The 21294-nt window shown below is 71.0% G+C and carries 19 protein-coding genes and 1 tRNA gene; 10 read left to right on the forward strand and 10 right to left on the reverse strand.

What is annotated here, in order from left to right; all coding sequences use genetic code 11:
* Window positions 1–87 precede the first annotated feature (87 nt).
* Window positions 88–2052 (forward strand): potassium transporter Kup, encoded by a 1965-nt coding sequence (locus QM699_RS04925; protein WP_415010076.1) that lies wholly within the window; start codon window positions 88–90, stop codon window positions 2050–2052.
* Window positions 2053–2115: 63 nt separating this feature from the next.
* On the opposite strand, the gene QM699_RS04930 is transcribed toward QM699_RS04925, so the two are convergent.
* Window positions 2116–3423, reverse strand: coding sequence for a M48 family metalloprotease (locus QM699_RS04930; protein ID WP_415010077.1), 1308 nt, complete (start codon window positions 3421–3423; stop codon window positions 2116–2118).
* Window positions 3424–3580: 157 nt separating this feature from the next.
* Between QM699_RS04930 and QM699_RS04935 the strand changes: the two genes are divergently transcribed.
* The 4 genes from QM699_RS04935 to QM699_RS04950 all read left to right on the forward strand — a co-directional run bounded on the left by QM699_RS04935 (window position 3581) and on the right by QM699_RS04950 (window position 6063).
* Window positions 3581–3656: transfer RNA gene (locus QM699_RS04935), tRNA-Arg, on the forward strand.
* A gap of 47 nt (window positions 3657–3703) precedes the next feature.
* Window positions 3704–4486, forward strand: a complete 783-nt coding sequence (locus QM699_RS04940; protein WP_415010078.1) for a GNAT family N-acetyltransferase — start codon at window positions 3704–3706, stop codon at window positions 4484–4486.
* The gene (locus tag QM699_RS04945; protein WP_415010079.1) at window positions 4483–5337 is read left to right on the forward strand and encodes a 1-acyl-sn-glycerol-3-phosphate acyltransferase; all 855 of its coding nucleotides are present in this window, start codon (window positions 4483–4485) and stop codon (window positions 5335–5337) included. The genes QM699_RS04940 and QM699_RS04945 overlap by 4 nt, the downstream gene beginning before the upstream one ends.
* 177 nt (window positions 5338–5514) lie before the next feature.
* Entirely contained in the window at window positions 5515–6063 is a 549-nt protein-coding gene (locus QM699_RS04950; RefSeq protein ID WP_415010080.1) for a sigma-70 family RNA polymerase sigma factor, read from the forward strand.
* A gap of 3 nt (window positions 6064–6066) precedes the next feature.
* Here the strand turns inward: QM699_RS04950 and cobU are convergent, their stop codons facing one another.
* The 3 genes from cobU to secG all read right to left on the reverse strand — a co-directional run bounded on the left by cobU (window position 6067) and on the right by secG (window position 8965).
* Window positions 6067–6603 carry a bifunctional adenosylcobinamide kinase/adenosylcobinamide-phosphate guanylyltransferase gene (gene cobU, locus QM699_RS04955; RefSeq protein WP_415010081.1) on the reverse strand — a complete coding sequence of 179 codons (537 nt, stop codon included), beginning with the start codon at window positions 6601–6603 and terminating at the stop codon, window positions 6067–6069.
* A gap of 30 nt (window positions 6604–6633) precedes the next feature.
* On the reverse strand, window positions 6634–8280 hold the full coding sequence (locus QM699_RS04960; RefSeq protein ID WP_415010082.1) for a CTP synthase: 1647 nt from the start codon (window positions 8278–8280) through the stop codon (window positions 6634–6636).
* A gap of 169 nt (window positions 8281–8449) precedes the next feature.
* The gene (gene secG, locus QM699_RS04965; RefSeq protein ID WP_415010083.1) at window positions 8450–8965 is read right to left on the reverse strand and encodes a preprotein translocase subunit SecG; all 516 of its coding nucleotides are present in this window, start codon (window positions 8963–8965) and stop codon (window positions 8450–8452) included.
* A 126-nt stretch (window positions 8966–9091) separates the two neighbouring features.
* On the opposite strand from secG, the gene QM699_RS04970 reads away from it, so the two are divergent.
* On the forward strand, window positions 9092–10015 hold the full coding sequence (locus QM699_RS04970; protein WP_415010084.1) for a DUF2218 domain-containing protein: 924 nt from the start codon (window positions 9092–9094) through the stop codon (window positions 10013–10015).
* A 4-nt stretch (window positions 10016–10019) separates the two neighbouring features.
* On the opposite strand, the gene ade is transcribed toward QM699_RS04970, so the two are convergent.
* From ade to tyrS, 6 genes are all read right to left on the reverse strand, one after another.
* Entirely contained in the window at window positions 10020–11729 is a 1710-nt protein-coding gene (gene ade / locus QM699_RS04975; protein WP_415010085.1) for an adenine deaminase, read from the reverse strand.
* Between the two features lie 187 nt (window positions 11730–11916).
* Window positions 11917–12576, reverse strand: coding sequence for an ABC-type transport auxiliary lipoprotein family protein (locus tag QM699_RS04980; RefSeq protein WP_415010086.1), 660 nt, complete (start codon window positions 12574–12576; stop codon window positions 11917–11919).
* 2 nt (window positions 12577–12578) lie between these two features.
* On the reverse strand, window positions 12579–14318 hold the full coding sequence (locus QM699_RS04985; RefSeq protein ID WP_415010087.1) for an MlaD family protein: 1740 nt from the start codon (window positions 14316–14318) through the stop codon (window positions 12579–12581).
* 10 nt (window positions 14319–14328) lie between these two features.
* Window positions 14329–15153 carry an ABC transporter ATP-binding protein gene (locus QM699_RS04990; protein WP_415010088.1) on the reverse strand — a complete coding sequence of 275 codons (825 nt, stop codon included), beginning with the start codon at window positions 15151–15153 and terminating at the stop codon, window positions 14329–14331.
* Window positions 15153–16226 (reverse strand): ABC transporter permease, encoded by a 1074-nt coding sequence (locus QM699_RS04995; RefSeq protein ID WP_415010089.1) that lies wholly within the window; start codon window positions 16224–16226, stop codon window positions 15153–15155. Before QM699_RS04995 ends, QM699_RS04990 begins: the two co-directional genes overlap by 1 nt.
* Before the next feature lie 156 nt (window positions 16227–16382).
* Window positions 16383–17630, reverse strand: coding sequence for a tyrosine--tRNA ligase (gene tyrS, locus QM699_RS05000; protein ID WP_415010090.1), 1248 nt, complete (start codon window positions 17628–17630; stop codon window positions 16383–16385).
* Window positions 17631–17714: 84 nt separating this feature from the next.
* On the opposite strand from tyrS, the gene QM699_RS05005 reads away from it, so the two are divergent.
* The 4 genes from QM699_RS05005 to QM699_RS05020 all read left to right on the forward strand — a co-directional run bounded on the left by QM699_RS05005 (window position 17715) and on the right by QM699_RS05020 (window position 21228).
* Window positions 17715–18791 (forward strand): anhydro-N-acetylmuramic acid kinase, encoded by a 1077-nt coding sequence (locus QM699_RS05005; RefSeq protein WP_415010091.1) that lies wholly within the window; start codon window positions 17715–17717, stop codon window positions 18789–18791.
* A gap of 62 nt (window positions 18792–18853) precedes the next feature.
* Window positions 18854–19114 (forward strand): accessory factor UbiK family protein, encoded by a 261-nt coding sequence (locus QM699_RS05010; protein ID WP_415010092.1) that lies wholly within the window; start codon window positions 18854–18856, stop codon window positions 19112–19114.
* A gap of 182 nt (window positions 19115–19296) precedes the next feature.
* Window positions 19297–19800, forward strand: coding sequence for a YbjN domain-containing protein (locus QM699_RS05015; RefSeq protein WP_415010093.1), 504 nt, complete (start codon window positions 19297–19299; stop codon window positions 19798–19800).
* A 117-nt stretch (window positions 19801–19917) separates the two neighbouring features.
* Window positions 19918–21228 carry an MFS transporter gene (locus QM699_RS05020; RefSeq protein ID WP_415010094.1) on the forward strand — a complete coding sequence of 437 codons (1311 nt, stop codon included), beginning with the start codon at window positions 19918–19920 and terminating at the stop codon, window positions 21226–21228.
* The last annotated feature ends 66 nt before the right edge of the window (window positions 21229–21294 follow it).

Genomic DNA, 21294 nt, shown 5'->3' on the forward strand with positions numbered 1-21294 from the left:
TTCTTCGCCCTTGCAACATGCGTCGGCTTGCCGCACGAAGGCGGGGACGCTAGAGAGCCGCTCCGCTCACGGGACGAGAGGAATTGCATGGCGACGAGTATCGAGGCCGAGGCCGAGCATCGGCCTCAGTCCTTCTGGAAGCTCGTCATCGGCTCGGTCGGCGTCGTCTATGGCGATATCGGTACGAGCCCGCTCTACGCGATGCGCGAGGGGCTGGCCGCCGCCGGCCGGGACGGGCTGACCGAGGAAGAGGTCATCGGCATCGTCTCGCTGCTGCTCTGGACGCTGATCCTCATCGTCACGGTGAAGTACGTCATCCTGATCCTGCGTGCCGACAACCGGGGCGAGGGCGGCACGCTGTCGCTGCTGGCTCTGGCGCAGCAGGCGCTGGGCAAGCGCACGCGGCTCCTGTTCATTCTCGGCGTCGCGGGGGCGGCGCTGTTCTACGGCGACGCCTCGATCACCCCGGCGATCTCGGTCCTGTCCGCGGTCGAGGGCCTGAAGCTCGTGACGCCGAATTTCGACCCCTACGTGCTGCCGGTGACGGTGGTGATCCTGACCGGCCTGTTCTGGGCGCAGAGCAGCGGCACGGCCCGGATTTCCGTGTTCTTCGGGCCGATCACCGTGGTCTGGTTCCTGGTGGTGGCCGCGCTCGGGATCTACCACGCGGGCGACCGGCCGATGATCTTCACCGCGTTCAATCCGATCGAGGCCATGCGGTTCATCGTGCTGCACGGCACGGGATCGCTCGTGGTGATGGGCTCGGTCTTTCTCGCCGTCACCGGCGCCGAGGCGCTCTATGCCGACATGGGCCACTTCGGGCGGGGACCGATCCGCACCGCCTGGTTCTCGCTGATCTTTCCGGCGCTGGCGCTCAACTACATCGGCCAGGGCAGCCTCGTCCTCGCCAATCCGGACGCGGTCCACAACCCGTTCTTCCTGATGGCGCCGTCCTGGGCGCTGGTGCCGCTGGTGCTGCTCGCCACCTGCGCCACGGTGATCGCCAGCCAGGCGGTGATCTCCGGCACCTTCTCGCTGACCCAGCAGGCGGTACAGCTCGGCCTGCTGCCGCGGCTCGAGATCCAGCACACCTCGGCCAGCCAGGTCGGCCAGATCTACATGCCACGGGTGAACTGGACACTGATGGTGATCGTGCTGAGCCTCGTTCTGCTGTTCGAGAGCTCCGACGCGCTGGCGAGCGCCTACGGCATCGCCGTGACAGGGGCCATGCTGATCGACTCGATGCTGGCCTTCGTCGTGTTCCGCAGCCTCTGGAAATGGCCGCTGCTCGTCTGCATCGCGGTCATGGCGCCGCTCGCAACCATCGAGCTGGCGTTCTTCGGCGCCAACCTGCTGAAGCTGTTCGAGGGGGGCTTCGTCCCGCTGATCTTTGCCAGCATCATCGGGCTCCTGATGACGACCTGGGTGCGCGGCACCGCCATCGTCAACCGCAAGGCGCATTCCGGCAGCGTGCCGCTGGAGCAGTTGGTCGCCATGCTGAAGAAGTCGAAGCCGGCGCAGGCGCCGGGCACCGCGGTGTTCCTGACGTCGGATCCGGAGGTCGCGCCGTCGGCGCTCCTGCACAACCTGAAGCACAACCATGTGCTGCACAGCCGGAACGTGATCGTTACGGTGCAGGTGACGACCATGCCGCGCGTGGCCGATGCCGACCGGCTCGACCTCGAGCAGATCAGCGACACGTTCTGGCGGATCAAGCTGACGTTCGGCTACATGGAGGTGCCGAACGTGCCGCGGGCGCTGGCGCTGGCGCGGAAGGAAGGGCTGGCGCTCGAGATGATGAGCACGTCCTATTTCCTCAACCGCCGCTCGTTCCGCCCGGCGACCGATCGCGCGGTGATGCCGCTGTGGCAGGACAAGCTGTTCATCACCATGACCAAGGCGGCGACGGACGCCACCGGCTTCTACCGCCTGCCGTCGAACCGGGTGCTGGAAGCTCGGCCAGCAGTTCGTGGTCTGAGGGCCGGTTCCAAAGCTCGGACCCTGTACCCGGCAGACGAGACGACTCCGGCTTCCTGTCAGGCGAAACGGTGACGCCTGACGGACGTGGCGGGTGACGAATCCGTCCGCGCCTTCCCCGTCGTGCCAGGGGCACGGTCAGTCGACAAGCTTCACCACGTCGCCCTCCCGCAGGACCCGGCCGGGCCGGAGTTCGTTCAGCATGTCGAAGGTGGCGCGCGGCGCGTCGACCGGCATCGCCTCGGCCAGCGCCCTCACGTCCTCGCCGGGAGTGATCTGGTGGACCAGCAGGCGCGGGGGCTGATACGTGCGCGCCTCGGCGGGATCGACGGCGTGGAAGCTCGCCGCCGTGGCCGCGAGGGCGGCGGCAGCGGTCGCGTCGCCCGTCCGGCGCAGCCCGGTCAGCCGGTAGAGCCGCCCGCCGAGCCGCACGACGGTGAGGTCGGCAACTCGCTCGCTCCGGCCGTCGTGCAGCATCACCCGGCCGCGGGCCGCCTCGAGGCCGTTGAGCTGGATCGACTGCAGCCCGGTGACCGGGCCGGCGCCGATGTCCTCGGCGATCTTGGGCACCCAGCGGAGCGCGAGATAGTCGACGGGGCTGCCGCCCGGGTCGGCAACGCTGTCGAGCAGGAACATCGCCCCGTGCGATCCGTCTGCCGTCACCGAGTCCTTGCGGTTGGTGAGCCCGTAGCCGATGGGCGCATCGAACGCGAAGCCCAGCTTCGGAGAAAAGAAAGTCTGGCCGTCGACGAAGCCCTGCGACGGCCCGTCGCCCCAGACAAGGCCGTCGATCGCGGCGAGGTAGGCGTCGCGGCCACGCCGGCCGCTGGCGCCGGCCGCCTCGCGCCTGGCGACGACCAGCCGGTCGGCGAGCGCGGGATGGTTCGAGGGGGCCGAAGCCTCCGTCCGCGGGTCGACCCCGGCCAGCCGGAAGGCGAGCCGGCGCTGGGCGAGCAGCGTGCGGAGGAAATCTACCTGGGCCTCGGCGTCATAGCCCGCCCGTACGAGATAGCCCATGCCGAGCCGGTCGGCACGGAACTCGGAGGCCCGGCGCTCTGCGTCCGGCGCGTCGTGGTCGGCATCGCCGGAGACCGCGTGGCCGATCTCGTGGGCGAGCACCGTCGCAAGCTCGGCTTCGTCGTTCGCCAGCGCCAGCATGCCGCGGGTGACGTAGATCCGGTTGCCGGGAAGGGAGTAGGCGTTGGCCTCGGGCGTATCGAGGACGAGAAACTGCCAGCCGTCGCGCGGCAGTCCGGCGGCCCGCACCAGCGACATGCCGACCCCGCGGACGTAGCTGGCGAGCGCGTCGTCGGGGTAGAGGCCGCCCGAGGCCGTCAGCAGGCGCGCCTCCACCTCGGAGACCGGCGCGACCCCGGCGGGCGGGCCGGGCGCGCACGCCTGCGCGAGGACCGCTGCGAGCGCGAGCGCGGCCACCGTTCGCGCCAACCTGCCTGTTCGGACCCCAGCCATTGCCCCCTCCCTCTGCCCCGCCCGCCGGCTGGCGGCAAGACAAAACGCCTCGATCCGGCGGCGGCGCGCGCCGCGACGGCGATGCGGACTCGGGTTGACCCGCCTGCGGTCCCCGCCTACGAGCACGAGCGACGGTCCCGTAGCTCAGTGGATAGAGCGGGCGCCTCCTAAGCGTCAGGTCGCGCGTTCGAATCGCGCCGGGATCGCCACGCCGGAATCGCCGCTTCAGGACCGCATGGAGGCTGCGCGGGGACGCATGGAGATCGACGTCAGCCGATACCGGGTGAAGCTCGCCGAGATGCCCGAGGAACGCGAGGGTGCGCAGCGGTTGCGCTTTCGGGTGTTCGTCGAGGAGATGGGCGCGCACGCAACCCCGGAACAGCTGTCGGCGCGGCGCGAGTGGGATGCGTTCGACCCGTACTTCGACCATCTGATCCTCGAGACGCTGGACCCGGTGGCCGATCCGCTGGACCGCGTGGTCGGGGTCTACCGGCTGATGCGCGGCGAGGTGGCCGAGGCGGGGCCCGGGTTCTACGGCGCGTCCGAATACGATCTCTCGCCGATCGCGCGCTCGGGCCGGCGCTCGGTCGAACTCGGCCGGTCGTGCGTGGCGCGGGAGCATCGCGGCGGGCCGGGGATGCATCTGCTGTGGAACGGGCTGGCCGGCTACGTGCTGGATCGCGAGATCGAGCTGCTGTTCGGGGTCGCGAGCTTTCCCGGGACCGACGTCGCGGCGCTGGCCGAGCCGCTCGCATTCCTGCACCACACGCATCTCGCGCCGCCCGACCTGCGGGCGCGGGCGCGGCCGGAGCATTTCGTGGCGATGGACCGCGTGCCGGCCGAGGCGGTCGATCCGGCGCGGGCGCTGCGCGCGATCCCGCCGCTCATCAAGGCGTACCTGCGGCTCGGCGGCTTCGTCGGCGACGGCGCCTCTCTGGACCGGGAGTTCAACACGGTGGACGTCTGCGTCATCATGGACACCGGGCGGATGACCGAGAAGTACCGGGCATTCTACGAGCGCGGCCGGAGGAAGGCGTGAGCGAGGCGGTGAAGGCGCCGCCGCGGGCCCGCTGGAGCGGGGCGGTGCCGCCGGTCCTGCCGCCGCTGACCGGGCGCGAGCGGGCACGGCTCGGGTTCCGGCTGGTCTGGGCCGTGGCGGCGCTGGTGTTTTTCTTCGGGCTGTTCCTGCTGGCGCGCGCCGTCGACTGGCTGGTGGAGCGCCTCGCCGGGCGGCCGGCGAGCGCGCTGGGGCCGGCGGTGGTGCAGGTCTGGGCGGCGCAGGCGCTGGCCTCGCTGGGGCTCGCGTACGTCCAGCGCGGCGAGCCGATGCGGTCGGGGGGCGCGTTCGTCGCCAACCATTCGAGCTGGATCGACATCTGGGCGCTGCAGCGGGCGGCGGCGCCGTTCCTCGTCTCCAAGGCCGAGGTGCGGGACTGGCCCGGCGTGGGGCTGATCGGGCGGGCGATCGGGACGATGTTCATCGACCGCCGTCCGGCGCAGGCCAAGGCGCAGGAAGCGGAGCTGCTGGCCCGGCTGGCGCGCGGCGACCGGATGGCGATCTTCCCCGAGGGGACGAGCACGGACGGACAGCGGATCCTTGCCTTCAAGTCGGCGCTCTTCGGGGTGTTCTTCGCGCCGGAGCTGGCAGGGCAGGTGGCGGTACAGCCGGTGACGATCCGCTACCGGCCGCCCGAGGGGCTGCCGGCGGCGGTCTACGGCTGGTGGGGCGAGATGGATTTCGCCGGCCACCTGCGCGACGTTCTGGCCCGCTCGGCCGGCGGGACGGTGGAGCTGACGTTCCGCGCGCCGCTGCGGCCGGAGGCGTTTGGCGGCCGCAAGGAGATGGCGGCGGCGGCGGAGGCAGCCGTCCGGGCAGGGTTCGGCGCGTGAGGCCTGCGGGCCTCGTGCGGGAAATGGCTGCTATCCAGTTGCAGAAATTCAATTAAATCCGTTCCTCCCGGCCTTCGCTTGCCGAGGCGGAGGCTCGCACGTGCAAACGCCCGGGGAACTGGCCCGGTGACGGGGCGTTTCCGAATGGCCGAGGTCCGAGCGGAAAGAATCCTCCCCGTGACACCGAAAGCCGACGACGAGCAGGATGCGGAGCCGCGCCCCGGCCGCCGCGAGCGCGGGCGGATCGAGGCGCAGGAGGTCGTCGAGCTGATCCCTGCGCTGCGCGCCTTTGCGCGGACGTTCTGCCGCAGTCATGCCGACGCGGACGACCTGGTGCAGGAGACGCTGACCAAGGCGATCGCCAACCTGCACCGCTTCGAGCCCGGCACGAGGCTGAAGTCCTGGCTCTTCACCATCATGCGCAACACCTTCCTGACCAGCGTGGCGAAGTCGCGGCGCGAGACGACGGGCATCGAGATCGAGGACGTCGGCTCCGGGCGCGAGGCGCCGCAGGAGTGGAGCGCGCAGGTCCGCGAGGTGCGTGCCGCGATCGGCCGGCTGCCGCAGGCGCAGCGCGAGGTGCTGGTGCTGGTGGGGATGCTGGGCGTGTCCTACGAGGAAGCGGCGCGGATCTGCGACTGCGCGGTCGGCACGGTGAAGAGCCGTCTCAGTCGCGCGCGGGTGGCGCTGCTCGCCGAGCTCGGGGAGGCGCCGGACGGGCGGTAGAGGCTACTTCAGCCGCAGCGGCAGGCCGGCGGCGGTCAGGATCACCCGGTCGGCGGTCGCGGCGATCCGCTGGTTCAGCCAGCCCGCATGATCGCGAAAGCGGCGGGCGAGGGCGTTGTCGGGGACGATGCCAAGGCCCACCTCGTTCGCCACCACGACCCAGAGGCCGCACGGGCGCGCGAGCACGTCGGCGAGGCGGCCGCACTCCGCCTCGGGGTCATGCCCTGCGAGCAGCACGTTCGAGAGCCAGAGCGTCAGGCAGTCGACCAGCACCGGGCAGCCGGGCGGCAGGGCCGAGAGCGCCTCGGCCAGTGCGAGCGGCACCTCGTCGGTCTCCCAGCCCGCCGCACGGCCGGCGCGGTGCACGGCGATCCTCTCCACCATCTCGTCGTCGAACGCCTGCGCGGTCGCGAGGTAGCGCCAGGGCGCCGGCGTCGCCGTGACGAGCGACTCGGCGAGGCGGCTCTTGCCGGAGCGCGCGCCGCCGAGGACGAGGGTGAGGCTCGGGCCCGGCGGGATGTCGAGGGTCTGGCCCGGCATGGACTGCGCGCCTCCGCTCATTGCAACCGGCTAGACCAGCCGCGACTGCTCCTTTGCGGCGCGCACGAAGTCGGCGAACAGCGGGTGGGGGGCAAAGGGCTTCGACTTCAGCTCCGGGTGGAACTGCACGCCGATGAACCACGGGTGGCCCGGGATCTCGACGATCTCGGGCAGGCGGCCGTCCGGTGACAGGCCGGAGAACTTCAGGCCGCAGCCCTCGAGCTTGTCGCGATAGGCGATGTCGACCTCGTAGCGGTGCCGGTGGCGTTCCGAGATCGAGGTGGTGTCGTAGATCGTCGCCGCCTGGCTGCCCGCGGTGAGGGTGGCGTTGTAGGCCCCGAGGCGCATGGTGCCGCCCTTGTCGTCGGAGACCTCGCGCTTGATGGTGCGGTTGCCCTCCAGCCACTCCTTCAGGTGGTAGATGACGTGGGTGTAGCGCTGGGCGCCGGATTCGTGGTCGAACTCCTCCGAGCCCGCGTCGGACAGGCCGAGCAGGTTGCGCGACGCCTCGACCACGGCCATCTGCATCCCGAGGCAGATGCCGAGATAGGGCACCTGTCGCTCGCGGGCGAACTGCGCCGCGCGGATCTTGCCCTCGGTGCCGCGCTCGCCGAAGCCGCCGGGGACGACGATCGCCTGATAGCCCTCGAGCACCGAGGCGATGTCCTCCTGCTTTTCCAGCCGTTCGCTGTCGAGCCATTCGGCGCGGACCTTGACGCGGTTGGCGATGCCGCCGTGGGTCAGCGCCTCGGCGATGGACTTGTAGGCGTCTTCGAGCTGGGTGTACTTGCCGACGATCGCGACCTTCACCTCGCCCTCGGCGTTGTGGATGCGGTCGACCACGTCCTCCCATTTCGACAGGTTGGGCTTCGGCGCCGGCGAGATCAGGAAGGCGTCGAGCACGGCCTGGTCGAGGCCCTCCTTGTGGTAGGCGAGCGGCGCCTCGTAGATCGAGCGCAGGTCCTGCGCGGCGATCACCGCGTCGGGGCGGACGTTGCAGAAAAGCGCGAGCTTCTCGCGCTCCTTCGGCGGGATCGGCATCTCGGAGCGGCAGACGAGCACGTCGGGCGCGATGCCGATGGCGCGCAGCTCCTTCACCGAGTGCTGCGTCGGCTTGGTCTTCAGCTCGCCCGAGGCCGCCATGTAGGGAAGCAGCGTCAGGTGCATGTAGATGCACTGGCCGCGCGGCTTGTCCTGGCCGAACTGGCGGATCGCCTCGAAGAACGGCAGGCCCTCGATGTCGCCGACGGTGCCGCCGATCTCGCAGAGCATGAAGTCGACCTCATCCTCGCCGACCTTCAGGAAGTCCTTGATCTCGTTGGTGACGTGCGGGATCACCTGGATCGTCCGGCCGAGGTAGTCGCCGCGGCGCTCCTTCTCCAGCACGTTGGAATAGATCCGGCCCGAGGAGACGGAGTCCGTGCGGCGCGCGGCGACGCCGGTGAAGCGCTCGTAGTGGCCGAGGTCGAGGTCGGTCTCCGCGCCGTCGTCGGTCACGAAGACCTCGCCGTGCTCGAAAGGCGACATCGTGCCCGGGTCGACGTTGAGATAGGGGTCAAGCTTGCGGAGGCGGACCGAGTAGCCTCTCGCCTGCAGCAGCGCGCCGAGGGCCGCCGACGCGAGGCCCTTGCCGAGCGACGAGACGACGCCGCCCGTGATGAAGATGTAGCGCGCCATGGAAAGCTGCTCCCGTGCCTTGGTACGAACGGCAATTCTTGTCGAGACCTGACGGCCCACGGGACTCAATCAGTACGGGAATGCCGCCGGGACGGCAAGCAGTTCCTCGCAATATCCTGTGGATCGCCCGGAGGCGGCAACCAGTGGTTGCCGCCACGGTATGGCGCGACTACTGCGCCGGCGGCGGCGTCGCGGGGGCGTCCCCGGCCGGCGGCGTGGCTGGGGCAGTGGCGGCGGGAGCAGTGGTCGCTGGCGCCGGAGTTGGCGTTTCCGTCGCCGGAGCGTCGGAGGCGGGAGCCTGAGCGGCGGGCGCCTGGGTCGCGGGGGCGTCCGGCGCGGGAGGCGTGGCCGGCCCGTCGTCCGTGGCGCCCGGGACCTTCGGCAGCAGGTCGGTGCCGAGGTCGGGAACGGCGGGCGTGGCGGCCGGCGCGGACGTGTCCATGCCGTCGATCACCGAGTTGCTGCGGCTGTCGCGGGCGGCGATGATGGTGAGCGCCAGGCTCGTCACCACGAAGGCGGCGCCGATCATCCAGGTGAGCTTCGACAGCGCCGTGGCGGCGCCGCGGCTGGTCATCACGCCGCCGCCGCCCATGCCGAGGGCGCCGCCCTCCGAGCGCTGCAGCAGCACCACGATGATGAGCGCGAGCGCGAGGATGAGGTGGATCGAAAGGACGACGGCTTGCATGTGGCTCGGGCCTGGAACGCTTGGGTCGCGCGGGGGTCTAGCCCCTGCGGCGCGGGATGTCGAGGGGCGATGCGGGCGCGGCGGCGATAATCGAGATATATCTTGAAATACGATATATCGTGAATTATGTCGAACGACATGATGGAACACAAGCACAGACACGGCGGGAGAGACCGCCACTTCGCCGCCCCCGACGGCCGTGGCAGCGGACACGGGTTCGGCCAGGGGCGTGAGCACGGGCTTGAGCACGGGCTTGAGCGCGGGCCGGGACGCGGCCACGGATCGCCGGGCGGCCGTCGGCCGTTCGACTATGGCGACCTGCGGCTGATTGTCCTCGGGATGATCGCCGAGACGCCGCGGCACGGCTACGAGCTGATGAAGGCGATCGAGGCGCGCACCGGCGGCGGCTACACCCCGAGCCCGGGGGTGATCTATCCGACGCTCTCGTGGCTCGAGGACATGGGCTATGCCGCGTCCGAGGCCGGAGGTGGCCGGCGCAGCTATCGCCTGACCGACGAGGGCGCGGCGTTTCTCGCGGCGAACCGCGAGGCGGTCGAGGCGCTCGACGGCCGGCTGGGCGCGCCGCACCGGCGGCGGGAGCGGCTGGAGCCGGTGATGGAGGCGATGGGCGCGCTGAAATCGGCGCTGCGCGCACGGTTCGCGCGCGGGCCGGTGGATGAAGCGGCAGCCAATGACATAGCGGCGGCGATCCGCGCCGCGGCGGAACAGGTGGGGGCGACGATGGCTGAAACGGAAACGGTGGGTGCGCTGCAGAGCGAGGCGGTGGTGACGACGCCGAAGGCGGCAGGCTATGCCGCGCAGTTGGCAAAGCACTTCGGCCACAAGGTCGAGGCGCGGTTCGAGGACGGGCAGGGCGAGGTGGCGTTCCCATTCGGCCGCTGCGGGCTCGAGGCGCAGGGCGAGCGGCTGAGCCTGACCGCATCGGCGGCGGACGTCGAGGCGCTCGCGCGCGTCGAGGAGGTCATCGCAAGCCACCTGCGGCGCTTTGCCTTCCGCGAGGAGCTGGTCATCGAGTGGGCGCGCGCCTGAGGCGCTAGCCCGGGACGATCTCGAACTTCTCCACGTCGACGAGGCCGCGGTCGGTGATCTTGAGCGCCGGGATGACGGGGAGGGCGAGGAAGGCGAGCTGGAGGAACGGCTCCTCCAGCACCACGCCGAGCGACAGCGCCGCCGCGCGCAGGGCCGCGAGGCGGCGCTCCACCGTCTCGAACGGGTCGAGGCTCATCAGGCCCGCCACGGGCAAGGGCAGTTCGGCGAGGACTGCGCCGTCGCGCGCGACGACGAAACCGCCCTCGATCTCGCCGAGCCGGTTGGCGGCGAGCGCCATGTCGGCATAGTCGGCACCGACCGCGACGATGTTGTGGTGGTCGTGGCAGACGGTCGAGGCGATGGCGCCGGCCTGCATCCCGAAGCCGCGAACGAAGCCGGTGGCGATGTTGCCGTTCTTGCCATGGCGCTCGACCACGGCGATGCGCAGGAGGTCGCGGGCTGGGTCGGGGCGCTTGTCGCCGTCGACGATGGCGATCTCCTCGCGCAGGTGCGCGGTGATGATCTTGCCCTCGAGGATGCCGATCACGTCGGTCAGGGTGCGGTTGCCACCGTTGCGGAAGTCGGCGGGCGCGACCCGCGGCGCCTTGACGGAGGCGCGGCCGATCGGCGCGAGCGCGGGGCGGGCGGCGAAGGCGGCGGCGTCGGCCACCCGGCCGGCGCAGAGCACGAGGCGGGCGTGGCAGCCCTCGAGGCTGTCGATCGCCACGATGTCGGCGCGCAGGCCCGGGGCGATCAGGCCGCGGTCTTTGAGCCCGAACGCCTCCGCCGCCGAGAGCGACGCGGCGCGATAGGCGGCGAGCGGCGGGGTGCCGAGCGCGATCAGCCGCCGGATCATGTAGTCGAGATGCCCGTGCTCGGCGATGTCGAGCGGGTTGCGGTCATCGGTGCAGAGACAGAGGTAGGCGCTGGTCGCCTCCGTCAGGATCGGCTGCAGCGCGTCGAGGTCCTTCGAGACCGACCCCTCGCGGATCAGCACGCGCATGCCCTTGCGGAGCTTTTCCAGCGCCTCCTCGGGCGCCGTCGCCTCGTGCTCGGTGCGGATGCCGGCGGCGATGTAGGCGTTGAGGTCCCGGCCCCCGAGTTGCGGGCAGTGGCCGTCGACATGGCCGCCGGCGAACAGGCGCAGCTTGGCCATCGCGGCAGGGTCGCGATGGACGACGCCGGGATAGTTCATGAATTCGGCGAGGCCGATGCCCGAGGGGTGGCCCATCAGCGGCGCGAGGTCGTCTGCCTCGATGCGGGCGCCCGACGTCTCCATGTCGGTCGAGGGGACGCAGGACGAGAGCTGCACGCGCAGGTCCATGACGAGGTGGCTCGACGCGTCCTGGAACCAGCGGATGCCGTCGGTCCCGAGCACGTTGGCGATCTCGTGCGGGTCACAGATCGCGGTGGTGATGCCGCGCGGGGTGACGCAGCGGTCGAACTCGTGGGGGGTGACGAGGCTGCTCTCGACGTGAAGGTGGGTGTCGATGAAGCCGGGGACGAGGGTGAGGCCGCTGACGTCGAGGACGCGGGCGCCGTCGTAGCCGGCGCCGATGCCGGCGATCCGCGCGCCGCAGATCGCCACGTCGCCGTCGATCATCGCGCCGGTCACGAGGTCGAAGACCCGGCCGCCGCGGAGCACGAGGTCGGCGGGCGCGTCGCCGCGCGCCTGCGCGATGCGGCGTTCGAGATCGGCGTCGGGTCGGGTCATGTCACGGTCCTGCAGCGGCCACATGCGAAGTCCGGTGCCCGCTGTCGTTCGCACGCCGCGGCGGGGGAAGACCTCCGTTGATGGATTGGCATCCTTCCGCGGAAATCTCCACCCCTGACGGCCCTGGCCGATCACCCTTCGCAACGCGGGCGCAAGACCGCCGAGGAGGCGCCGGTCGCCGCTGCCGTCACGAGCTCGGCCGACCCGTCATCACCGACGTCGCCCACGGCACGGCGTCGCGCAGCAGCGCGCCGTTGGCCGCATCGAAGGCGAGGACGAGGGAGCGGGCGTCGGTGGCGGGGGCGTTGGCGGTCTGGACGAAGTGGCGGCTGGCAACGAGCCTGCCATCGACATCGCGCAGCACCGTGAGCGTCATCGACACCACGACGCGGGCGGGGTCGCCGCCCCCCGTCGTTTCCGCCTGGAAAGCGTCGATGTCGGTCAGCAGGGTGAAGTCCGGGAGCGGCCCGACGGTCGAGGTGCCGACGAAGGCGAAGCGGCCGGTGTTCGCCAGCGAGCGGGCGAGCACGTTGCGCACATGCAGCGGCAGCGCCTCGATCCACCGGCCGTCCCCGAGCAGCGCGACCTGGATCGAGTTCGGCTTGATGGCGATCCGGTCGCCCGCGATCGCGGCATTGGCGGTCGGGTCGGCAACATAGACGATGCGGCTGCCGCTCTGGGTCGCGGCGGGCGAGGCGAGCGGGTTGAGCGTGTAGGTGTCGAGCGGCGTCGCGGCGCTGCGCAGCGACGCAGCCGTCGCGCAGGCGGACAGCGCGAGCATCGCCGAGAGCAGGGCTGCGGGCGCGAGGCGGGCCAGCGGGAACCGGCGCTGCGGTGTCGGGGACATCGCTATCTCCTGTACGTGGGGGCCGGGGGGCTCAGCAGGAACCGGGCCGGGTCGCGCTCGAACTGCTGGGCGATGCGGTCGAGGCGTCCGACGAGGGCCTGCGCCTCCTGGACGAAGCGGGTGAATTGCGGCAGGCCCTGGGCGGTGAACTGATTGAGCGGACCGGCGTTCTGCTGCACGATGGAGTTGATCCGCTGGATGGTCGCGGTCGCCTGCGCAAGCGTGGTCTTCAGCTCCTGCGAGACCGCGGGCAGGTCGCCGGAGATTGCGTCGATCGCGCTCGACATGTTCACGACAGATGTGCGCAGGCTCTCGGTCGCGGGCGAGATGTCGGTGGAGAGGATGCGGTCGGCGGTCCCGAACGCCGCGCGGGCCGACTGCAGCGTGCCGTCGGCACTGGCAAGGATCGGCTCGAGGTGGTCGAGGGCGGCATTGGCGTTCTGGAACGCGGCGGTGGCGGCGCCCAGCGTCGTGGTGGCCTGCGCCGCCAGCGGCGCGAGGTCGCCGGTGAAGCTGGTGATGTCGCCCGATGCCTGCGCCACGGTGGCGTTGACCGCCGCGAGCGCCTGGCGGATCTCGGTCATGATCGCTGGCAGGTCGTCGGTCGCCGCGTGCTGGATCGCATCGGCCGACGCCTGCACCGAAGCGAGCGTGGTGCGGGCGTCGCCGACCAGCGCGGTGCCGTCGCCCCGCACGAGGCCGTCGATGCCGCCGGCGGCGGAGTTGATCGAGGCAAGCGTGGTGGTGGCCTTGGCGAGGGCGGTGTCGAGGGCGGTGATCGTGCCCTCGAGCTGGTCGAGGCGGGCGGTGGCGGTGGTCGCGGTCTCGCCGGTGGCGGTGAGCACGGCGTGCGCCTCGGAGCCGAGGCTGTCGGTCAGCGCCTTCACCTGTGCCGTGGTCGCGCGCAGGTCGGCGAGCGCGGCGGCGCCGTCCTGGGTGAGCAGGCCATCGGCGGTCTTCGCCACGCCGCCAAAGGCGGTGAGCGTGTCGTCGGCGGTGCCAAGCGTGCCCTGCGCCTTGTCGAAGGCGCCGGTCATCGAGGCCATGGTGCCGCGCGCCTCGGTCAGCGCGCCGTCGGCATTCTCCGCGAGCGGCACGAGCTTGTCGGTGAAGCCGGCGATCTGTCCGGTGGCGGACTGGACCGAGTTGGCGATCGACGAGACGCCGGCGATCGCCGTCTTGAGATCGCCGGTGGCGGCGTCGGTGTTGGTGAGGATCGAGGCGACCTTGCCCTGGTTGGCCGGGCCGAACAGCGTCTGCATCTCGGCGAGCAGGCCGCGGGCGTCGGCGATCAGCGCCGGCGCGTCCTTGGCGATCGACTGCACCACCGAGCGGTGGCCCGGGATGATCGGCACGCCGCCGCCGGCCGTGTGGCGCAGCAGCGGCTTGGTCGGATCGCCGCCGGCGAGGGCGACGAGCGAGACGCCGGTGACGCCCTGTGCCTGCAGCTGCGCCGAGGAGCCCTCGTGGAGCGGGGTGTCGGCGTCGACCTCGATGCGCACGCGCACGAGGCCGCCGCCGGTGTGGTCGAGGTCGAGCGAGATGACCTGGCCGACGGACAGGCCGCTGAAGCGCACGTCGGCCGCCCGGCTGAGGCCCGAGACGTCGTCGAACAGCACGTCGTAGTAGGCGTATTGGCGATCCATCTGGAACTTGGCGAGCCAGACGAAGAAGCCGAGCCCGAGGACGATCCCGAGCAGGGCGCAGGCGCCGATCAGGATGTAGTTGGCACGGGTTTCCATGATTCCTCTCTCAGCTCGCGGAAAGCGCGGCGCGGGCGCGCGGCCCGTGGAAGTACTCGCGCACCCACGGGTCATCGACCTTCAGCATGTCGGCCATGGTGCCGGTCACCAGCACCTTCTTGTGGGCGAGGACCGCGATGCGGTCGCAGATCGCGTGCAGCGAGTCGAGGTCGTGCGTCACCATGAAGACGGTGAGGCCGAGCGACTCCTTCAGCTGCCGGATCAGGTCGTCGAAGGCCGCGGCGCCGATCGGGTCGAGGCCCGCCGTCGGCTCGTCGAGGAAGACGATGGCCGGATCGAGGGAGAGCGCCCGCGCGAGGCCCGCGCGTTTCTGCATGCCGCCCGACAGCTCGGAGGGGAACTTGCCGCAGGCGTTGGGCGGCAGGCCGGCCATCGAGACCTTGAGCCGGGCGAGCGCCTCGCGCAGCGACGCGGGAACGTGGAGCAGCTCGCGCATCGGCGCCTCGACGTTCTGCTGCACGGTGAGCGAGGAGAACAGCGCGCCCTGCTGGAAGAGCACGCCCCAGCGGCGGCTGACCGCCTCGATCTCGGGCTCGGTGGCGTTGAGCACGTCGACGCCCAGGACGTGGATCGAGCCGGCCGCCGGGCGATTCAGGCCGACGATCGAGCGCAGCAGCACCGACTTGCCGGTGCCCGAGCCGCCGACGATGCCGATGACCTCGCCGCGGTAGACGTCGAGGTCGAGACCGTCGTGGACGGTCTGCGAGCCGAAGCGGTTGACCACGCCGCGAACCTTGATGATCGGCTCGCGGGTCTGGGCGGGGGGCGTCTGGGCGTGTGGCGTCTGGGCGGGGGGTGACTGGTCCGGAAGCATCACAGGCCCACCGTCGCGAAGAAGATGGCAAAGATCGCGTCGAGCACGATCACCAGGAAGATCGCCAGCACCACGGAGGCAGAGGTGAGGCTGCCGAGGCTTTCGGCGTTGCCCTTGACCTTCAGCCCGTGGTGGCAGCCGATCAGGGCGATGACGATGGCGAAGAACGGCGCCTTGACGAGACCGACGATGTAGTGCGCCACGGCAACGTTGTCGGAGAGGCGCACCATGAAGGTCTCGGGCGAGATCCCGAGGGTGAGCCACGCCATGACGCCGCCGCCGATCAGCCCGGCAAAGTTGGCGATGACGCCGAGCAGCGGCAGCGCGATCAGCAGCGCCAGCACGCGGGGCACGACGAGGATCTGGATCGGGTCGAGCCCGAGGGTGCGCATGGCGTCGATCTCCTCGCGCATCTTCATCGAGCCGATCGAGGCGGTGAACGCCGAGGCGGAGCGGCCGGCGACGATGATCGCGGTCAGCAGGATGCCGAGCTCGCGCAGGACGGCGATGGCGATCAGGTCGACGACGAAGATCTCCGCGCCGAACTGCTGCAGCTGCACCGCGCCCATGTAGGCGAGCACGACGCCGATCAGGAACGACATCAGCGCGGCGATCGGCACGGCGGCGAGACCGGCGGATTGCAGGTGGAACACGATGGAGGTGAGGCGCAGGCGCGAGGGGTGGCGAACCGCCGCGCCAAGCCGGACGATGATGGATCCGAGCAGGCTGACGATCTCGGTCAGTGTGCCCCAGGCGCCGGCGACGTCGGCCCCGAAGCCATCGAGCCAGAGGATGAAGCGGTTGCCCTGTGGCGCCGGCGCGGTGTCGGCTGGCAGGCTCTTTTCCACCGTGTCGAGCAGCGCGGCGCGCTCGGGGGCCAGGCCCTCGATGCGGACGTCGGTCCCCTCGGCGGCGAGGCGGTGGCGCAGGGTGGCGATCGCCCAGGCGCCCGCCGTGTCAAAGGCGGCGATGCCGGCCCCGTCGACCACGATCGGGCCGGGGCCGGTGACGGCGGCGAGCCGGGTGAGGATCGTCTCGACCCCGGAAAGGCTGAAGTCCCCGGAGAGCGCCACGCGCGCACCCGTGTCAATCCTGTCGATTGCCACTGCCGCGCCGGGTGTAGCCGCTTCCGCCAATGCCGTGATTCCGCTCGCCCCCGCGCGGGCCGGTTCCGCGCTGGAACCTTGGAGCACGGCATGCCGCGCAGGGCAAGCGCCCGTGCCGGGATTTCACTCGGCGAGGCGCACCAGCGCGTGGCGTTTCTTGCCGATCGAGACCTTGAGGCCGCCGGCCAGCGCGTCGGCGGTGACGACGGCGTTCGGATCGGACACGAGCGCGTTGTCGAGGCGCAGGCCGTTCTCGGCGATCAGGCGCTTGGCCTCCTTGCCGGACTTCACGAGGCCGGTGGCAACGAGCAGGTGGGTGATGCCCGTGCCGACGCTCTCCGCCGGGATCGTCAGTACCTCGAGCGCATCGCCGACGCCGCCCTCGGCAAACACCGCCCGGGCGGTCGCCTCGGCCTGCGTCGCCGCCTCCGCGCCGTGGCAGAGCGTGGTGACGGCGTTCGCGAGCGTGACCTTGGCCGCGTTCACCTCCGCACCGCCGAGCGCGCCCAGCCGGTCGCATTCGTCGACGGGCAGCTCGGTGTAGAGCTTGAGGAACCGCCCGACGTCGGCGTCGGTGGTGTTGCGCCAGAACTGCCAGAACTCGTAGGGGCTGAGCATGTCGGCGTTGAGCCAGACCGCGCCGCCCTGCGACTTGCCCATCTTGCGGCCGTCCGAGGTGGTGAGCAGCGGCGAGGTCAATCCGAAGACCTCGGCGCCGGCGACCCGGCGGGTGAGGTCGATGCCGTTGACGATGTTGCCCCACTGGTCGGAGCCGCCCATCTGCAGCAGGCAGCCCTCGCGGCGGAACAGCTCCAGGAAGTCATAGGCCTGCAGGATCATGTAGTTGAATTCGAGGAAGCTCAGCGGCTGCTCGCGGTCGAGGCGCGACTTCACGCTCTCGAACGAGAGCATCCGGTTGACCGAGAAATGCCGGCCGATGTCCCGCAGGAAGCTCAGGTAGTTCAGGCTGTCGAGCCACTCGGCATTGTCGAGCATGATCGCGCCCGACGGCGCGTCGGAGTAGTCGAGATACTTCGCGAAGACGCCGCGGATCGTCGCGATGTTGCCGCCGATCTGTTCGGCCGTCAGCAGCGGCCGCTCGTCGGAGCGGAACGACGGGTCGCCGACCTTGGTGGTGCCGCCGCCCATCAGCGTGATCGGCCGGTGGCCGGTCTTCTGCAGCCAGCGCAGCATCATGATGTTGAGCAGGTGCCCGACGTGCAGCGACTGCGCCGTCGCATCGTAGCCAATGTAGGCCGGCACGACGCCGGCCGCGAGCCGGGCGTCGAGCGCGTCGAGGTCGGTGCAGTCCTGCAGATACCCGCGCTCGGCCATGACGTGGAGAAAGTCGCTCTTCGGGCGCTGGGTCATCGGTCACGGGTCCTTCCACGGGAGAGGGCGCCCTTCTATAGCGGTTCCCGGGCTGACGGAAGGCCCGGGCGGAAGGGCGGGCGCATGCGGGTCCTGGGATTGATGTCGGGAACGTCGATGGACGGGGTGGACGCGGCCGTGCTCGAGACCGACGGCGAGCAGGTGGCGGCGTTCGGCCCGACGGCGTTCCGGCCGTTCTCCCCCGGCGACCGCGCGGCGCTGCGCGCGGCGCTCGGGCGCTGGCCGGGGGATCCGGGGCTCGACGACGTGGAGGCGCGGGTGCGCAGCGCCCATGCCGCGGCGATCGCCGGCTTCGAGGGCCTCGATCTCGTCGGCTTCCACGGGCAGACGCTGGCGCACGAGCCGCAGGGCCGCGGCACGCACCAGATCGGCCGGGGCGACCGGCTGGCGGCGGAGGCAGGCGTGCCGGTGGTGTGGGATTTCCGCACCGCCGACGTGGCGAGCGGCGGCGAGGGCGCGCCGCTGGTGCCGTTCTTCCACTTCGCGCTGGCCCGGGCGATCGGGGCGACGGCGCCGCTCGCGTTCCTCAACATCGGCGGCGTGGCGAACGTGAGCTGGGTCGATCCGCGGGCGGCGTCCCCCGAGGCGGCGGGGGCGCTCGTCGCCTTCGACACCGGGCCGGGGAACGCGCTGCTCGACGATTTCCTGAAGGAGCGGCGGGGCGCGGCGTTCGACGCCGACGGCGCGGTCTCCGGCGCGGGGCAGGTTCGCCCGGAGGTTCTGGCGGGCCTGCCGGATCACCCCTACATCCGCCGGTCGCCGCCGAAATCGTTGGACCGGCAGGACTTCCACGGGTTTCTAGATGCGGTGCGCGAGCTGTCGACCGAGGACGGCGCGGCGACGCTGGCGGCGCTCACCGTCGCCTGCGTGGCGGAAGGAGCGCGGTATTTCCCCGAGCCTCCCACCCGCTGGCTCGTCTGCGGCGGCGGGCGGCGCAACCGGACGCTGATGGCCATGCTCGCCGCACGCACGAACGCGCCGGTCGAGCCGGTGGAGGCGGCCGGCCTCGACGGCGACATGCTGGAGGCGCAGGCGTTCGCGTTTCTCGCGGTCCGCGTGCTGCGCGGCCTGCCGACGTCGGCCCCGTCGACCACCGGCGCGCGCCTGCCGGTGTCGGGAGGGCGGGTCAGCCGGCCCTGACCTTGGCAAGCGGCCCGGCGAACGCCATATGCGCGGGGACAGGCAAGCCGAGGAGCCGCCCGATGCAGACCCGCAACAAGATGTTCGACGATCTCTCGCACCTCTTCACCAACGCGATGGGCGTGGCGCAAGGCGCGAAGACCGAAGCGGAAACCGCGATGCGCGGCTTCGTCGACCGCTGGATGGCCGAGCGCAACTTCGTCACCCGCGAGGAGTTCGACGCGGTACGCGCCATGGCGCAGAAGGCGCGCGAGGAAAACGAGGCGCTGAAGGCGCGACTCGACGCGCTGGAGGCGGCGTCCCGCCCGGCCGCCGAGCATTGATGCCGCGTTAACGACGTCATGATTTTTTGTGCGGGCGCACAATGATTTCGCTTTACAGGTGCGCCCCGCATACCCCACCATATCTTGTAGGGAAGCCGCGAATCCGGCTGACCTGTTGTTAACCTCACGCCCCCGCGCGGGGTGACGCCCGCCGCGGTGGCCAGAATGAGAGGGCTGCGGGCATGGGCATTGTCGAGCGTGACTTCGACACCGAGGAACTCCATCCGATCGACATCGTTGAGACGCTGGCGGAAGAATGTTCCTGGGACTTCGACCGCATCGCCGAGGACCAGATCGCCATGGCGATCGAAGGGTCCTGGCGGACGTATTCCGTAACCCTCGCCTGGTCGCCGCGCGAGGAGGCGCTGCGGCTGATCTGCGCCTTCGAGATGTCACCGCCCGCGCGCCGGCTCTCGGCGATGCACACCGCCATGGGCCTCGCCAACGACATCTGCTGGAGCGGCGCCTTCGTGCTCTGGCGCGAGCAGAAGCTCATGGGCTATCGCTACAGCCTCAATCTCGCGGGCGGCGCGCACGCCAGCGAAGCGCAGATCCAGGACATGGTGCGCACGGCGGTCAACGCCTGCGAGCGGTTCTATCCGGCGTTCCAGCTGGTCGGCTGGGGCAACGAAAAGCCGGAACGCGCGCTGCAGGTGGCGATGGCCGAGGCCTACGGCCGGGCCTGACGCCCGAGGTTCCCGGGGACGGGCGCGGGTGCCCGTCCCTGTTGCCTCCCCGCGGCGTTCGGGCTTAGCCTTCGCCAAAAGGGACACCGCAGCGTGTTCCGACAGGGGGAGGCACGAATGGCATCAGGTTCCGCGCGCGGCGTCGTCCTGGGCAATCCGGCGGTCGTGGCGCCGCTCTGCTGGATGGCGATCATCCTCGACGGGTTCGATCTCGTCGTGCTCGGCGCCTTGATCCCGACCCTCACCGACGCGAGCAACGGCGCGCCGTGGATGACCACGGCGCAGGCGACGTTCATCTCCACCATCGGCCTCGTCGGCATGACGCTCGGCGCCCTCGCCATCGGCACCGCCACCGACATGATCGGCCGGCGCAAGGCGCTGATCGGCGCGGTGGCGGCGTTCTCGGTGATGACCCTGCTCTGCGGCTTCGCGCAGGGGCCGACCAGCCTCGGGATCTACCGCTTCCTCGCGGGCGTCGGGCTCGGCGGCTGCCTGCCCACGGCCATCGCGATCGTCACGGAGTTCTCCGGCCGCAGCGGCGCCGGCAAGGCCAGCACGACGATGATGACGGGCTATCATGTCGGCGCGGTCGCAACGGCGCTGCTCGGGCTCGTGCTGCTGCACACGCTCGGCTGGCGCTCGATGTTCTTCGCCGGCGCGATCCCGGGGCTCCTGCTGCTGCCGGTCATGTTGAAGGAACTGCCGGAATCGCCCGCGTTCCTGCTCGCCAAGGGGCGCCCCGACGCGGCGCGGCAGGTGGCCGACCACTACGGCATCCCGCTCGAGGCGCCGGTCGTCGACCCCGCCGCCAAGGCCGAGGTGCCGCTCAAGGCGCTGCTCGGCCCGGCGTTCCTCCGCAACAGCGTGGCGATCTGGGTCACGTCGTTCTGCGGGCTGCTGCTGGTCTATGCGCTCAACACGTGGCTGCCGAAGCTGATGATCCAGGCGAACTACGGGCTGCAGCAGGGGCTGTGGTTCCTCATGCTGCTCAATGCCGGCGCGGTGGTCGGGCTGCTGGTCGCAGGGCGGGTCGGGGACCGGATCGGCCTCCGGGTCGGCGCGATCCTGTGGTTCCTCGGCGGCGCGGTATTCCTCGCGGCGCTGTCGGTTCGGATGCCGATCGGGCTGCTCTACGTGATGGTGTTCCTGACCGGCTGCTTCGTCTTCTCGGCGCAGGTGCTGGTCTATGCCTTCACCGCGGCGAGCCATCCGCCGCAGGTGCGGGCCACCGCCGTCGGCATGTCGGCGGGGGTGGGCCGGGTCGGCGCCATCGTCGGGCCGCTGCTCGGCGGGCTGCTCGTCGGGATGGGGATCGGCCATCCGTGGGGCTTCTACATCTTTGCCATCGTCGGGTTCTGCGGCGCGGTCGCGCTCAGCGTGGCGCGGGAGACCGCGACCTCGCGACAGCGCGCGGCCGGGGCGGCTTGACGAAACGGCTTCACAACCCGGTTCGGCGCCCATAGGCTTGGGAGGTGTCCGGCAGGGGCAGGGGCG

The organism is Amaricoccus sp., assembly GCF_047602525.1.
Taxonomy (GTDB): Bacteria; Pseudomonadota; Alphaproteobacteria; order Rhodobacterales; family Rhodobacteraceae; genus Amaricoccus.

Excerpts from the sequence above, each read along its gene's own strand:
- QM699_RS04925 (WP_415010076.1), top strand. The coding sequence starts at position 88 with ATGGCGACGAGTATCGAGGCCGAGGCCGAGCATCGGCCTCAGTCCTTC.
- QM699_RS04940 (WP_415010078.1), top strand. The coding sequence starts at position 3,704 with ATGGAGATCGACGTCAGCCGATACCGGGTGAAGCTCGCCGAGATGCCC.
- cobU (WP_415010081.1), bottom strand. The coding sequence starts at position 6,603 with ATGCCGGGCCAGACCCTCGACATCCCGCCGGGCCCGAGCCTCACCCTC.
- QM699_RS04960 (WP_415010082.1), bottom strand. The coding sequence starts at position 8,280 with ATGGCGCGCTACATCTTCATCACGGGCGGCGTCGTCTCGTCGCTCGGC.
- secG (WP_415010083.1), bottom strand. The coding sequence starts at position 8,965 with ATGCAAGCCGTCGTCCTTTCGATCCACCTCATCCTCGCGCTCGCGCTC.
- QM699_RS04970 (WP_415010084.1), top strand. The coding sequence starts at position 9,092 with ATGTCGAACGACATGATGGAACACAAGCACAGACACGGCGGGAGAGAC.
- ade (WP_415010085.1), bottom strand. The coding sequence starts at position 11,729 with ATGACCCGACCCGACGCCGATCTCGAACGCCGCATCGCGCAGGCGCGC.
- QM699_RS04980 (WP_415010086.1), bottom strand. The coding sequence starts at position 12,576 with ATGTCCCCGACACCGCAGCGCCGGTTCCCGCTGGCCCGCCTCGCGCCC.
- QM699_RS04985 (WP_415010087.1), bottom strand. The coding sequence starts at position 14,318 with ATGGAAACCCGTGCCAACTACATCCTGATCGGCGCCTGCGCCCTGCTC.
- QM699_RS04990 (WP_415010088.1), bottom strand. The coding sequence starts at position 15,153 with ATGCTTCCGGACCAGTCACCCCCCGCCCAGACGCCACACGCCCAGACG.
- tyrS (WP_415010090.1), bottom strand. The coding sequence starts at position 17,630 with ATGACCCAGCGCCCGAAGAGCGACTTTCTCCACGTCATGGCCGAGCGC.
- QM699_RS05005 (WP_415010091.1), top strand. The coding sequence starts at position 17,715 with ATGCGGGTCCTGGGATTGATGTCGGGAACGTCGATGGACGGGGTGGAC.
- QM699_RS05010 (WP_415010092.1), top strand. The coding sequence starts at position 18,854 with ATGCAGACCCGCAACAAGATGTTCGACGATCTCTCGCACCTCTTCACC.
- QM699_RS05015 (WP_415010093.1), top strand. The coding sequence starts at position 19,297 with ATGGGCATTGTCGAGCGTGACTTCGACACCGAGGAACTCCATCCGATC.
- QM699_RS05020 (WP_415010094.1), top strand. The coding sequence starts at position 19,918 with ATGGCATCAGGTTCCGCGCGCGGCGTCGTCCTGGGCAATCCGGCGGTC.